Raw genomic sequence first — 13,993 nt, 5'->3', positions numbered from 1 at the left:
GCATAATTAACGATAGGGCAATGAAAACCCATGCCCAAACTTTTAATGTTTTTCTGCTTTTTTCACTTTTTCTGATATGTTGTTGCGTTCTTTATATATTTATTTTCCTGTATTTAGGAACAGGACACACATATCTACTCATTTAAGAATACACACGTGTGTCCGTTCCTATGAAGTAGTTATTCTACTTTTTTTAGTAAACCTTGTTCGTCGTTTTTGTAATGTAATTCATGTTTTTTACCTTTGAATTCATATTTCACTTCTACTTGGTCGACATCTTCATTCCCAGAGAAAGGCATAACCGACATACTGCCGATAAGCTTAGGAGGGAGTTCTACATCTTCTTTGAAGTGAAGCGGCAAAGTTAATTTTTTATCTTTCTTATCATAAACAACGTTTTTATGATCAATTTCAAATATTTTTACAGCTTCTAACTTTCTATCAGTATTATGCAAACCGTCTTTTACCGAGCTTGGAAGCGGATCATCCTTCGTACAACCCATTACAATAATCATCAACAAACATAAACTCATCAAACATATCTTTTTCATAGCTTACCCCTTAGATTGTAGTTGTTAAATGGCATTTGAATAGAAGATTAACAAAATCAACGTTCCTAACGGTCTGAGTGTGATAAACGAAAATTTTCCTCTCCTAACTGCTAATACAATATCAATAACCAAATAAATAATAACCATTAAAAATAGGATAAGACCTATTGTAAATATACCGCCTGCTAAATCATCTTTTAACACAGGCGTTAACTTTAATTTAATCGCAATCATACAAACAATAGAGATAACTCCTGAAATAATACCTTTATACTTAGCTGAAGCTAGATTGATTTGAATACTTTCAATATCTTCATACTGTTCCTTAGTGACTGAATGTTCTGAGACATAATCCAAACTTCTTAGCTTAACTTTATAAGGACGTGTCCAAAACGATTTAATCGCCAACCATCCGTATACCACTACACCTACAATGAGTACAAATATTTGACACTCCCACAGCTAAAGCAGTGGGATTCTTTAGTGCAAAACCGTACGCATCTATTTCTAGTTTGTACTTGCCTAAAGCTAAGGGTATGCCAATACCCCATCCTAGTTCAGAACATATAGTTAACTAGGCTACTTGACTTTTACCATCAAGTACAGGTGCATGTATGATATTTTCAGCACCTACAATATCTCTATGACTTTTATAGCCACAGTTGCAACATTTGTATTGTCTGTCTTTGGCTTTGTTTTTATGGCCGCACTTCGGACATTGCTGGCTTGTATATTTAGGATCAACATATTCAACTTTGATACCTGCTAAGTTTGCTTTGTATTCAATGTATTTTGTTAATCTATAGAACGACCAATTACTTAATGAACGATTGTTTTTACGACTTTTGCTTGTCTGTTTTCTGATGTTAGATAATTGTTCTAATCTGATGATTCCTACATGATGTTGAATAGCAAAATCTACAATTTCTCTGCTGGCTTTATGGTCTTTGTCATTCATCCAGCGTTGTTCTTTATTTCGTGAATTTTTTATCGCATTCTGTTTTTTGGCTTTGCCTAATTTCTTACGTCTGGTATTGTGTTTGCGTCTTATATATTTATTTTCCCTGCCGTTACCGACAAACTTTACTTTATGGTCATCTGTGCAGCATACCGCAGGTATTTTAATGCCTAAATCAACACCCATAACCTTAATGCCTGTGGGTTGTTCAACAGGTGTTTCAACAGCAATTTGTGCGACATATTTGGTTCCTTTTCGGGTGATACGCAGCGCTCCTAATTGACTCGCTTTTTTAATTATATTTCTTTCGTAGTTTGAAATTTGAGCTTTAATTTCAATTCTTTGAGACTTGCCCTTTACAATAAATGGAACACTTATACTTGTCTGATTGATTGTATAGTTTTGATTATTCCATACAATAATAGTTTTTTTAAAATAGGTATCTTTTGATATTGTGTTTTCTTAGCTTTTTTAAAAACTGACTTGGCATCTCTAATTGCTTGATTCTTGACACTGCTGTTTAAAGGTACATTAATATGCTTGGAGGTTTTCTTTGTTTGTGTCTGTGCTTCAACCATTTCAGCAACGAGTGTATTAATGACATCAATATATAAGCGTGATGATTGTTGGATTAATTCTAGCTGTTTTGGGTTAGGTTCTAATTTGATTTTAACTGTCATCGCTTGTCTCAAAGTTGTCACCTTTTTCTTTGGTTTTCTACATACTGCTTGATTGTTTCGCTAGAAACATTTCCTGCCGTTGATACAAAATAACTTCTAGTCCATAGATTAGGCATTGCGTTAAGTTCTTCAAACTCCTCTCTTAATATTCTGCTGGTTCCTCTTTTGATTTTTGCCATAATATCTGACGGGCTATAGATTGGAAGTGCATTTAAAAATAGATGGCAATGATCTTTATCCGTTTCTAACGCTAATATTTTAAAATCATGCTTGCTCGCTATTTCGCTTATTAGCACTTTAAATCTATGAACTAACCTTTCATTCAGAAATATTTTCCTTCTATATCTTGGGCAAAATACAAAATGATACTGGATTAGACTGACAGTGGTTTTTGTTCTTCTATAATTGTTTTCCATGACGCTATTATACCATGCATTCGTATCTTTGCTCCTTACAAGTACGAATGTTTTTAAATTATATCATCGCTTTCATCCCACGATTGAAATCGTGGGCTTTCTCGCTTCTTAAATCTGTAATACAAACCTGCCATTAAAATTAACAATAAATATATCATGTGTTTTCACCTATATTTCCATAACCTTGACTTTTATATCAACCCAACTCATGTCACCAATTTCGTGAATAACGTGATAATACGGTGATACACGTTGAAGTTGATGTTGTTTCGCAAAATTTTCAATTTCAGCTAAAACTTCTTTTTCTTCAGTTTCATAGTGATGGGTCTTTAATCGCCCTTCTAACATCTGATCGATATAAAGATAGGTTCTAAATCCTAAATCATCACCCGGCGCAAACGGTGTATCAACTGGCATATTTACTTGGTTGCCTTTCATAAACTTGACCGTTAAAGTAATCAACCATTACATGGTAAAAATGTTGATCCTTTAAAATAATATCGTTTTCTAAAGCAAACACTTTTATTTCCTCATATATTTGTTCAAAGTCCTCATCATCAAAACACTTATGAGAAATTGTCGGAAAACACTTCTAAAGAAGGTACATACTTGATATTCAATTCTGGAATATCTTCAATTTCATCGTTTAGCGCAATATAAGTTGTATAACTGATTTCACCTAATCCTGTTATTTCCTTTATAAAAATAATAGGACCAGTGGTATAAATGCCTTTATCAATAAAGTTACGTTTTACTTTCAGCATCTCATCTTGCCAATGTTCAGGTTCAACTGAAAATTCAATCTTTGCCAAGTTAGGCATGATTAGTACGTCTAGTTCCATTTGAATGTTCCTCTTCATTAAATTCAATAAATGCTAACGCAGATTGACCAGACACAATTGTGCAAAATGCCATTGCACCGTAAATCAGCATAGCCACAAGCATTATTGTAAAACGCGAGTCTGCAATATTAGGTATCATAAAATATTCAATAATTTTTTGTACAATGACTAAATATCTGAGCGCCCTGAATACAAGTAGATAAATCATTTTATTAAAAAATCTATCCTTTTCACTTTTACCATTGAACTTTTCAGGATCTCTGTAAAGTATAAACTGTTGAATTAGTTGGAAACCGAAACAAATCAGCATCGTTAATGTTCCTATAATCCAAAATTTAAATAGGTCGATACCATGTTGTGCTGCTAAATAGAAATATATATTATATGTAGCAAAAGTAGTATTATATGCCGATACAACGCATAAAACAGCAAATATACTCAACCTTCTAATGAATTTTTTATAAACTTTAGGTTTTTCTCTAAAAAATAACGGTATAAATCCTGCCAAAGCTATGATTATTTGTATCGATGTAGAAATAAATAAATATTTTGGTATGTTTTCCAATTTGAGGCCGAAAAAAAACATTAATCCTGTAAATAGCATCAAAAATAAAGTTAACAAACTTAATACTTGTGTTCCTGGCGTTCGAAGACTTTCATATATATTTTTTTCTTTCCGTTTAGTCAATTAAACACACCTCCTATTGCCTTTCCAAAGCTATCAGCACCACTTTCTATAGTACTAAGATTGCTAAGTTTACTAGCTATTTTCTTCGTTGTTGACCAACCTTCTGATTGTCTTATTGAACTAACCATATCTAATTCTTGTCTTTTTTATCTACCGGTAACTCGCTTAACTCTGATTTTTTATAATTTGAAAAATAATTTTTAAATGGCTACCTGAAAAATTCATCTGCATCTTCCAATTCACAATTCGATATTACTTGAGTTTATTGTATGTAAAGCAAAAGATAATAAAACATATGAACGACATTATCCCTCGTATCGCTAAAATCATGAACTTTGATTGATATACGTAATTGTAAAATATTCAATCACTTTTTGAATTAAAACTACTAAGAAAAAAAGGAATAAAATTATCAATTGTACTTAAAGAATAAAGTACTAATCACAGAGGCAATGATGACAAAATCAGACAATAAAATGTAAAATAATTTTATCATGTTCTTTATTCTAGTGGAGTCCTTTCAATTTATGTAATATTTAAAAATTAAGTCATACAGCGTTAAATTCACACATGTATATAAAATGGTATATAAACAATACATTTTTACACCCTTCTATTACCTAACATTAAAAATGATATATTCGTTCATTTCACTGTACGACTATTAAGTATTTGTTATTGCAAGCCGAAATTTTGAAATAACTGTTGATCTGTTTCTTCCACAGTATCAGCTGCGCTGTTGAGTTGCTGTTTGATTTCTTCTAGCAATTGTGCGAATTGCTCGACTTTTGGACTTAGTTGATTGAATTGTTCTAAAAACGGTTAAAAACTTGCCTTCCCAGTTCGCAGCTATTTCTCCTTGTGCACGTATTAAATCTGAAAAGATTTATCTGATTTGTTCAGCACCATTTAAATACGCTTGAGATTTAGCTCTTTTCTATTCAGGGCTCATTTTAATTAAAGGTATTGCACTAAATATACCTTTTTACTATCTTAAGTTTTAGAAAAACACTTTTTATATTAATAAGTAATAAGAATTTTCTGTTTTATCATATATAATTTCACACATCTTGTATAGCATATTTACAAATTCTTTACATTTCGTTTTAACTCTCATCTCTTAATTCAAATATTTGAAAAGGAACTTAAAAGAATGGATAACAGAAAACCAGTAATTACTTTTTTATGCTCACTATTTTGAACGTATTTTGCTTTAATACCATTACTTCCGCTGAAACCTTAGAAGAAGCAAAAAAGATGCACCCCAATGCGAACTTTAACGTTAACACTTACAATGGCTCATATACATATAGCTATGATCACAATAATCTTTCAAAACCACAACAAAAAGCCGAACCAATTACTAATAATATTAATCGACAAACACAGCACTTTCCTGAAAATAATTATGCTAAAAAATCAGAATTTCACCTTAAAAATGAGGCGGGAAACCAACATACCTTACCTTCAGTACCTATAAATATTGATTTATTATATGATGAACTCACGTTATCTGAATTTAATGACCACGCCAAAACAATAGATGGCAAACCATTAGCCATGGATAACGGTAAAATTATTCCTAATCCTTATTTCACAAACAAAAATAATTTATATACACCAGGACAATGTACCTTCTATGTATTTAATAAGCGCACAGAAGTATTCGTACATTGCGATGATCACGACATCGTGTTTAATTCCAGTATTATTATGTCTGCTGATTCTTTAGGTTATAAAGGCTCTGCACGTGCCAAAGGAGAAAGTGATGACTTATCTACTCAAATCGGTAAAGTAGTCAGCGGCTTTGACTACAAAGCCAATAAAAAAGAATATGATGAACTTTATCAATACTTCAAAGATAATCAAAAGAAATACGACTATTATGGCTATACGAAAGAAGCTATAAACAAAACACAAAATTCTGGTTATCAAAATGAATTCTTTTGGATAAGTGGTTATCCTATTGACTTAGCCCAATATGATAAATACTACAAACCTTTGATTCAAATGAATCAAAAAGAATTCAGTGAAAAGTATCGTAGTATGAAATACACCACTAACGGTGGTTTCAAAAAAGCATATGTAGTCACTACTTTTTTTGATACAAATGACAATTTTAATAGAAAAAAAGAGGTTATGAAATTATTAGACATAGCGCACGACATCCAAAACGATAAACTAGGTCCTGATAAAAGTGAAGTAGAATATACATTGACCTATACAAGTAATGAAATCACTACTTACGATGGCACACAAAATGGAAATAATAGAACATCTTATGGAGTGTATGATGAAGAATAAAATTACTCGAGAAAATAAATAATTGGATGATGTGCATTTTGATAAATGAACATTAATAACGCACCGAAATCACTTGGGATAACGGTGCGTTATTGTTTAGATATCTAATTCTTCTATACGCATCATATGATTAATCAAACCTGCATAAAAGCCTTGTAATTCTTGGCCTGTGTGTTTGAAATCTAAGGCATCTAAGCCGACAAAATCTAAATGGTCCCAACCTTTCATGACTGGTGTTACTTGCCAGATGCCTTTTTTCAAGCCATCTGTAAATTCGGTAAAAGCTTGTCCTGTTGGATAGAGTGAAGATACCACAGAAACGATACCGTCATTTGGGCGTATTGCTTGGTTCTCCTCACTTCCAATGACACGACTTGTTGTATCAAATAGGAAGAATTGTCCAATATCCGGGATATGATTTCCCGTTATGCCTTCATGACTCGCCAAACCTGTATAAGTCGTATAGACAATGTTAGGGTTCATCGGTGTCATTTGATTTAATTTTTCTGAGCCTTCTGATGTTAAATCATACATCGCATTGTCATCCGTATCCCAAAGTTTACTTTGCGCAACACGTTGTGCGTATTCAATATAAGATTCATTCTCTCTTTGTTTAAATCCCCATTTTTCAAAGCCAAAATCGATATTTGCGAGTTTACCTCCACCCATACGTCCTAACGCATAAATAATATCTTTAAAAGCTTTTTCATTACCGATACGATCCGCTGCTGCTGAACCATTATGCGGTGTGCCTAAGGTTGTAATAGAGGCAATCATATGGTCTTTGCCTCCTTCAAACAAAGCGGAAATTTCACCGCCATGTTGACGTTGATAATCTATTTCTTCTTGATTACCAAAGCGTAAGAAATGTTCTAAGAGACGAATTGTTTGTCCACCCATACTGTGGCCGACCATATGTACCTTTTTGCCAGGTGCCCACTCACGGAAGACTCCTGCATAAGTTCTGCCATATCGAGAATGACCATATTTCTCCGCATGTGCTGCACCATAATCTACCGTGCCGCCTTTAATATAATAATACAACTCTATAGCGCGGTCATAATTACTGCTGAAAGCACCTACACTCGCTTCATAGGCTTCGTAACCTTTTTCGCGTAATCCATCTATCACACGATACTTATCTCCACCCCAATAATTTGGATATAAGTCTGGTTTCATATCCCCAGTAAAACCCATAAATCCATGTACAAATATCACTGGATATTGATTAATCGCTTGTTTTGCTTCTGTAGTTTTCAAACGTTCTGTAGATGATTCAATTGCTTGTTGAACAGTGCGTTGTGTTGGCTGTATGGGTTTTGTTTGCGCTGTTTCTTTTTGTGTCGTTTCTGTTGGTGCCGCTTCACTTTTCTCATTAATCTTTTGAGATGATTTGATTTCTGGCGCAGGCGTGATTTTCGGTTCTACTTCTGACGATACATGCGTCTGTGGTGTTTCAGATTTAGGCGTCTGTGTTACTTCAGAGAACTCTTCTGCCTTTTTAACAGCTTTTGCCTTATTTTTTGGAGCTTCTGTTTGCTTTATAACTTGTTCTGTCACGTTTTGTGCATCATTGTTAGTTTCAGATGATGCTGCGTCAGTATCAACATTTGATGATGTAGATTGTTCTGTCTGAATAGATTGAGTATCACTCGGTCTATCCTGATTCGTTTGAACGTCATCTTGAACTTTTGATGATGGTAACACTTGTTCAATATGTGTAGTGTCTTGTTCTTTTGCGTTATGTTCTAAAGATGAGGCATTCGTATTGTGTGTTTGCGTTTCAGAATTCCTCTCAGAAATATCTGGTTGAGTTTCTACTTGTTGAGCTACTGTCCTATCTTCGAATATTGACGTTGATAGTTGATGATTTTCTTGTGTATTTGTCGATGCTCGGTGTAATATTTGTGCTTGTTCTTCCGCATGTGCTGATGAACTTAATCCCATGAAAATAAAAGATGCGATAAGTGTTGATCCAGCCCCAACTGTAAACTTTCTTATCGCATAATGAGGGTATGTGTGATTATTTTTCTTCATTTTAAAAGTCTCCTGTTCTAGCGGTGTCCCTCACTAAAGAAAAATAATAACGTTCCCATAAATAGAAATGAATCATTAACTGTACTACTTAAAAGTAACATATTTCTGTATGACTCAGTGTTAAATTTATTATTTTTAATATTACTATTGAAAAATTTTACTTAATTTGATGGTAAATATCGTAAACTTCTCCTGTTTTCATCTGACGGTCTTCAGCGACTTGTTTAATTGCTTTTTTCGGTTTCATATTTTGTCGAATATAATGTTCAACATGTTCATGAATATCTAATTCAGCGAACCACTCCGTCTCTTCTTTTTGTGCTGCTCCCTCTATTAAGATAACAAACTCCCCTTTAGTTGGAATGTCACCGTTTGCGACAGCATCAACAAGTGTATGAACGGGTGCCGTTTGAATTTCTTCAAACTTCTTAGTCAATTCTCGACCAAGTGCTACTGGACGTTCTGCATCAATTTCCGCAATAGCTTTTAGCGTATCTGCCACACGAAATGGACTTTCATAAATAATGACCGTAGAAGCTTCAAACATACGTTGTTCGAGTACTGCCTTTTTATCTTTCGCCTTTCTCGGTAAGAAACCGATAAACGTATACACGAATGAAGGCAAGCCGCTTCCCATCAACGCAGTCAATCCTGCATTTGGCCCAGGAATCGGCACAACATCAATCCCTGCTTCTCGCGCACGCACCACTAATTCATAACCCGGATCACTGATTAATGGTAAGCCGGCATCTGAAACTAATGCGATATTTTGGCCTTCTAATAAAAGTTCAATTAAAGGTTCGGTCTGCGTCTCTTTATTATGTTCATGATAAGATTTTAAAGGTGTCTCAATCTCATAATGATGACATAGTTTCTTTGTGACACGTGTGTCTTCACAGGCAATCATGTCGACAGATTTTAATGTCTCTACGGCACGAAATGTGATATCTGCCAAATTGCCAATGGGTGTTCCAACTAAATAAAGTGTTCCCATGTTATTGCTTGCCCCTTTCAATGAGCTGTAATTTTTGTGTTCTGGTGAATGTCTTGATTTCATATTCACGTTTCATCGCTTCTGACTTTGTTTCATAACCTTCTTGATAAACTAATACTACTGGACGTCTCGTTTTGGTATATTTTGCGCCTTTTCCCGCATTGTGTTTTTCGATTCTTGCCTCAACGTTATTGGTATACCCGGTATATAAGGTGCCGTCTTTACATCGTACGATATAAATATAATGTTCAGTCGCCATAATAAATCGCACTCATTTCTTCTGTATAGTTGCCATCTGCTTTATACATATAAAATGGCGGCGCAATATCTAATCCAGGATTTCCATCTTTACGTCCTTCTACAAGAATCGCATGCGCTGGTTTACCTGGTTTACTATAAACCATTGTCAGCTTTTTTGGTTCAATGCGATGTTGTCTGAATTCAAATAATACGTCCATTAAGCGTTCTGCACGATGTACCATGATAAAACGACCGCCTTGTTTTAATAAATGTTTCGCAGCATTCACACAATCAGCCAGTGTACACATCACTTCATGACGTGCTATTTTATGTGCTTCTTTTTGATGTTGATGGGTTTGGATTGTTTTGAAGTACGGCGGATTACATGTGACCACATTATAGCTTGAAGGTTGAAATTGTTGTTGCACGTTTCTTAAGTCCATTTCATACACTTGAATACGTGATTCTAAATGGTTATGACGGATACTGCGCTCTGCCATATCAACTAACTGCGGCTGGATTTCAATCGCATCTATTTGGTGTTCGCCTTTATCTGAAAGTAAAAGTGGAATGACACCATTGCCAGAACATAAATCCATCACCTTATCGCGCTTTCTGAGTTGTGTAAAATGGCCTAATAATAAAGCATCTGTCGAGAAGGAAAAGACCTCATCGTTTTGAATAATTTCTAACTGTTCTTTTAATAGACAATCTAAACGTTCATTTTCTTTCAACATGATTAGCTCCAATTTTTAATTAAATATGTATATAAATGAGAACCTCTCGAGGTTCTCATTTAGGTTTCAAATAGAATAAAATTTTCTATTGAGATATTAAAACAACCCTGTACTATGATTGTTCTTCTAAAGTTTGTAAACAAAATAAGCAATCTTCGCCATTACGATGTTTACCGAATAAATCGCCTTTACAGATATGGAAGCCTTCTTGATATAAAATTGCTAAATTTTCCTTACTGCTTAAACGCGGTTTCTTTTTCTCTTTAGACTTTTGATTAGGCTTGTCTGAAACATCTGCTGGTTCAGTTTCAGATTCTTGCGAACGACCGATTAGTTGTTTCAAATGTCTATTTTCAACTTCTAACGCAACGTTTTCTTCTATAAGCTGCGTTGTGATGGTCTTTAATTCCGCTGTGTCTTGATACAATTGTTTAACATTGGTTTCAAGACGCAATAGTCTTTCCATGATTTCTCTGCGTTCCAAAAGCCTGTGGCCTCCCTTAATAGATTGCTTCTAAATCCTCAACTGAGTATTCTAAAGGTTGTTCTAAACCTTCAACTTTGACTTGCATTGAAATGTCTAACATATTTAAGCCTACAACTGTACCTTGACCTTCTGGCGTTTCAATTCTTGTTCCTACATCAGGTAATTGTTCTCTTGCAGCTTCATAGTGGTCATTTTCATACTTCAAACAACACATTAAACGACCGCAAGCACCTGAAATTTTAGTAGGATTTAATGATAAGTTTTGATCCTTTGCCATTTTAATAGATACAGGTTCAAAATCACCTAAGAAGGTTGAACAACATAGTGAACGACCACAAGGTCCAATACCTCCAAGTAATTTTGCTTCATCACGTACGCCGATTTGACGTAATTCAATACGTGTTCTTAACTTCGCGGCTAAAATCTTAACTAACTTTCTAAAGTCGATACGATCATCTGCCGTAAAATTGAAAATCACTTTTGATTTATCTAATGTGTACTCACAATTGACTAAACGCATTTCTAATCCTAATTCTTCTACAGAATCTTTACAGAAGTCCATGGCAGCATCTGCATCTTCTTCATTGCATGCACATTGTTCTAAATCATGATCAGTTGCGACACGAATAATAGGTTTTAATGGTAACGTGACATCTTCTTCATCAACCTGTAGTGCAGCATCTTTGACATCACCGACTTCCACACCGCGTTTAGATTCGACAACAACTCTGTCACCACAACAAAGCTCTGCATCTTCAACCGGCGCATAATATTCAAGTTTGCCAGCTTTTTGGAATTGTACTCCGATAACTTGAAGCATTTAGCCCACCCCCTTAATTACGATTTGTTCAAATACAAGTGTTGGATTCACATTTTGCGTTAATTTTTTATGTGCTTCCGTTATATGATCATACATATGCGTTAACTGGTCATATGTTAAACGTTGTGCATATTGTTTAATATCTGTTTCTAATTCAGAGAATACCAAGTACCCTGAAATCTCTGCTTTTTCATGCATAATATCTTGAAAGAATGCATTCACGACTGACAAGGTCAGTTGTTGTAATTTTTTATTTTTAGCTGCTTTCATCAAATCGACTAAAGCAATTAAAGCCATCGCGCGATTGGTCAATAATAATTGGCACCAATTGATAATATTTTTGCGTAAGTTTGCTAAATCATACTCTTCATTCAACGTACGCGCTTCTTCGATTTGCGAAGTATATGTACTTAACATTTCAGCAATAGGTTTAGATATCTCTTGTTCTTTCAGACGTTCCACGAGTTGTGCTTGTGACATCGGTTTAAAATAAACGTGCTGACAACGCGAATGAATTGTACTGAGAATTTGTTCTGGTTTCGTTGATAGCAAAATCGCAATCGTATTTTCTGGCGGCTCTTCTAAGAACTTTAATATACTGTTTTCACCTTGAACTGTAAGTTTCTCAAAGCCGTTAATAATATAGACTTTATGACTGCCTTCAACGGGTAATTGATTCATTACATGAACTAATGCTTCAATCTTTTCTTTCTTCAGATTGGTCTCATCTGTTGTGACATATCTGAAATCAGGATGATTGAACGCATCAACTTTCGCTTGGCATATTTCATTGTCATTGCATAGTATCAACTTCGCAAAAGCCATGGCAGTTTGCTGCATCGTTTGTGCATCATCGCCTTCAAATAAATAGGCATGCGAAAGCTTTCCAGATTGATACGCATTCGTCAATCTTGATAATTCATCCATTCAATTTGTCACCTTTCCATAATGAAAAAGGGCAGGAACTTATGAGTTGAATCATTGATTGCTAATTGACAATCTCGATTACACGCTCGTCCCGACCCCCACTATTTATAGACTGTTATTTATGTCGAATCATAAATTTATGTCATGTTTTCTTTAAAATCTGTGGAACGCATCAACAGGCATTACGAATACTGTCGCGCCGCCGACTTCTACTTCAACTGGATATGGAATGTAAGAGTCTGCACTGCCGCCCATTGGCGTAATTGGTGATACAAGTTGTTCTCTATTTCCACATGTTTTATTGATAACATTAAGTAAATCATCTACTTTGTCATCATCAACACCACATAAGAATGTTGTGTTGCCTGCGCGTAGAAATCCACCTGTTGTCGCGAGTTTAGTCGCTCGGAAATTATTTTTGACGAGTTGGTCAGACAACTCTTGACTATCTTGGTCTTGAACAATTGCAATTACCATTTTCATAACTAACACCTCTTTGTAATATTATAGCATATTGTGATGGTAGAGCCTGTTTAAAACTAAATAGAAATCACTGATATGATGTCTGATTATCTTGATGTTTTCTATTATATTATTTTCATCTTTTAGGTCTGATGTAATTAAAGTTTAACAAATTATACTACGTGAACCCGCACACTTGCAACAACTTCTCGAGTATTCATCTCAAGCTTATGCATGATGAGACAAATGTTGGACAATCACTTGATATGCCGCATCAACAACATCGTCAATCGGTTGATTTGCATCAATGACCGCAAAACGTTTTGGTTCTTGTTCGATTAATTGATGATAGCCTGCAATGACCTGTTGATGAAATGCGATACTCTCATGATCTAAACGGTTCATATCTCGCGCATTACTTTGAATACGTGCTCTTCCAGTTTCAGCGGTAATGTCTAAATACACTGTTAAATCTGGATACAAACCATTAATCGCAAATTCATTAATTGCTCTGACTTCCTCTACACCGATACCTCTCGCATAGCCTTGATAAGCTAATGAACTATCAATATAGCGGTCACACAATACTATTCTTCCCGCTTTTAGTGCCGGTAAGACTTTTTCTACTAAATGTTCTCTACGTGATGCCGCAAATAATAATGCTTCTGTACGCTCATCAACAGCTTCGCCCTCTAATAAAATTTCTCGAATTTGTTCAGCTGCGGGTACACCGCCTGGTTCTCTCGTTGTTAAAACTTCAAATTGTGCTTGTAAGCGTTCTGAAACACGTTGTAAGACTGTTGTTTTTCCAGAACCTTCTGGCCCTTCAAATGTGATAAATGCTGACATG

General features: G+C 34.9%; 17 protein-coding genes and 2 pseudogenes. 1 reads left to right on the top strand and 18 read right to left on the bottom strand.

Annotated elements, in window-relative coordinates:
- Positions 1–179: 179 nt before the first annotated feature.
- The 9 genes and pseudogenes from ACFCT9_RS10700 to ACFCT9_RS10660 all read right to left on the bottom strand — a co-directional run bounded on the left by ACFCT9_RS10700 (position 180) and on the right by ACFCT9_RS10660 (position 5,102).
- Positions 180–551 (bottom strand): hypothetical protein, encoded by a 372-nt coding sequence (locus ACFCT9_RS10700; RefSeq protein WP_412519207.1) that lies wholly within the window; start codon positions 549–551, stop codon positions 180–182.
- A 24-nt stretch (positions 552–575) separates the two neighbouring features.
- The gene (locus tag ACFCT9_RS10695; RefSeq protein WP_412519205.1) at positions 576–974 is read right to left on the bottom strand and encodes a DUF5080 family protein; all 399 of its coding nucleotides are present in this window, start codon (positions 972–974) and stop codon (positions 576–578) included.
- Positions 975–1,125: 151 nt separating this feature from the next.
- A pseudogene (locus tag ACFCT9_RS10690) lies at positions 1,126–2,201 on the bottom strand (RNA-guided endonuclease InsQ/TnpB family protein).
- A 5-nt stretch (positions 2,202–2,206) separates the two neighbouring features.
- Positions 2,207–2,605, bottom strand: a complete 399-nt coding sequence (gene tnpA / locus ACFCT9_RS10685) for an IS200/IS605 family transposase (protein WP_412519203.1) — start codon at positions 2,603–2,605, stop codon at positions 2,207–2,209.
- 168 nt (positions 2,606–2,773) lie between these two features.
- Positions 2,774–3,043, bottom strand: coding sequence for a DUF5085 family protein (locus tag ACFCT9_RS10680; RefSeq protein WP_412519202.1), 270 nt, complete (start codon positions 3,041–3,043; stop codon positions 2,774–2,776).
- A complete protein-coding gene (locus ACFCT9_RS10675; RefSeq protein ID WP_412519200.1) occupies positions 3,012–3,125 on the bottom strand; it encodes a hypothetical protein in 114 nt (37 codons plus the stop codon). Before ACFCT9_RS10675 ends, ACFCT9_RS10680 begins: the two co-directional genes overlap by 32 nt.
- Positions 3,126–3,171: 46 nt before the next feature.
- Positions 3,172–3,447 carry a DUF5085 family protein gene (locus ACFCT9_RS10670; protein ID WP_412519199.1) on the bottom strand — a complete coding sequence of 92 codons (276 nt, stop codon included), beginning with the start codon at positions 3,445–3,447 and terminating at the stop codon, positions 3,172–3,174.
- Positions 3,419–4,135: a DUF5079 family protein gene (locus ACFCT9_RS10665; RefSeq protein WP_412519197.1), complete on the bottom strand. Its 717-nt coding sequence runs from the start codon at positions 4,133–4,135 to the stop codon at positions 3,419–3,421. The genes ACFCT9_RS10670 and ACFCT9_RS10665 overlap by 29 nt, the downstream gene beginning before the upstream one ends.
- 675 nt (positions 4,136–4,810) lie before the next feature.
- Positions 4,811–5,102, bottom strand: a pseudogene (locus tag ACFCT9_RS10660) (WXG100 family type VII secretion target).
- Between the two features lie 290 nt (positions 5,103–5,392).
- Between ACFCT9_RS10660 and ACFCT9_RS10655 the strand changes: the two are divergent.
- Positions 5,393–6,439: a DUF1672 family protein gene (locus ACFCT9_RS10655; protein ID WP_412519195.1), complete on the top strand. Its 1,047-nt coding sequence runs from the start codon at positions 5,393–5,395 to the stop codon at positions 6,437–6,439.
- A 96-nt stretch (positions 6,440–6,535) separates the two neighbouring features.
- Here ACFCT9_RS10655 and lip read toward each other — a convergent pair whose 3' ends face one another.
- The 9 genes from lip to tmk form a co-directional block, all read right to left on the bottom strand.
- On the bottom strand, positions 6,536–8,476 hold the full coding sequence (gene lip / locus ACFCT9_RS10650) for a YSIRK-targeted triacylglycerol lipase (RefSeq protein ID WP_412519193.1): 1,941 nt from the start codon (positions 8,474–8,476) through the stop codon (positions 6,536–6,538).
- Between the two features lie 157 nt (positions 8,477–8,633).
- A complete protein-coding gene (gene rsmI, locus ACFCT9_RS10645) occupies positions 8,634–9,470 on the bottom strand; it encodes a 16S rRNA (cytidine(1402)-2'-O)-methyltransferase (protein ID WP_412519192.1) in 837 nt (278 codons plus the stop codon).
- Position 9,471: 1 nt separating this feature from the next.
- Entirely contained in the window at positions 9,472–9,729 is a 258-nt protein-coding gene (locus ACFCT9_RS10640) for a GIY-YIG nuclease family protein (RefSeq protein WP_412519190.1), read from the bottom strand.
- Positions 9,719–10,447 carry a tRNA1(Val) (adenine(37)-N6)-methyltransferase gene (locus ACFCT9_RS10635; protein WP_412519188.1) on the bottom strand — a complete coding sequence of 243 codons (729 nt, stop codon included), beginning with the start codon at positions 10,445–10,447 and terminating at the stop codon, positions 9,719–9,721. The genes ACFCT9_RS10640 and ACFCT9_RS10635 overlap by 11 nt, the downstream gene beginning before the upstream one ends.
- 112 nt (positions 10,448–10,559) lie before the next feature.
- The gene (gene yabA, locus ACFCT9_RS10630) at positions 10,560–10,931 is read right to left on the bottom strand and encodes a DNA replication initiation control protein YabA (protein ID WP_412519187.1); all 372 of its coding nucleotides are present in this window, start codon (positions 10,929–10,931) and stop codon (positions 10,560–10,562) included.
- A 16-nt stretch (positions 10,932–10,947) separates the two neighbouring features.
- Entirely contained in the window at positions 10,948–11,754 is an 807-nt protein-coding gene (locus ACFCT9_RS10625; RefSeq protein WP_412519185.1) for a stage 0 sporulation family protein, read from the bottom strand.
- Entirely contained in the window at positions 11,755–12,681 is a 927-nt protein-coding gene (locus tag ACFCT9_RS10620) for a DNA polymerase III subunit delta' C-terminal domain-containing protein (protein WP_412519183.1), read from the bottom strand. It lies immediately after the preceding gene.
- A 153-nt stretch (positions 12,682–12,834) separates the two neighbouring features.
- Positions 12,835–13,164, bottom strand: a complete 330-nt coding sequence (locus ACFCT9_RS10615) for a cyclic-di-AMP receptor (protein ID WP_002481885.1) — start codon at positions 13,162–13,164, stop codon at positions 12,835–12,837.
- A gap of 207 nt (positions 13,165–13,371) precedes the next feature.
- Positions 13,372–13,992: a dTMP kinase gene (gene tmk, locus ACFCT9_RS10610; RefSeq protein WP_412519181.1), complete on the bottom strand. Its 621-nt coding sequence runs from the start codon at positions 13,990–13,992 to the stop codon at positions 13,372–13,374.
- Position 13,993 lies beyond the last annotated feature (1 nt).

This window comes from Staphylococcus simulans (genome assembly GCF_047037175.1).
Lineage (GTDB): Bacteria > Bacillota > Bacilli > Staphylococcales > Staphylococcaceae > Staphylococcus > Staphylococcus simulans_C.
The sequence above is the reverse complement of the archived record's forward strand: the minus strand, read 5'-3'. Positions and strand labels throughout refer to the sequence as shown.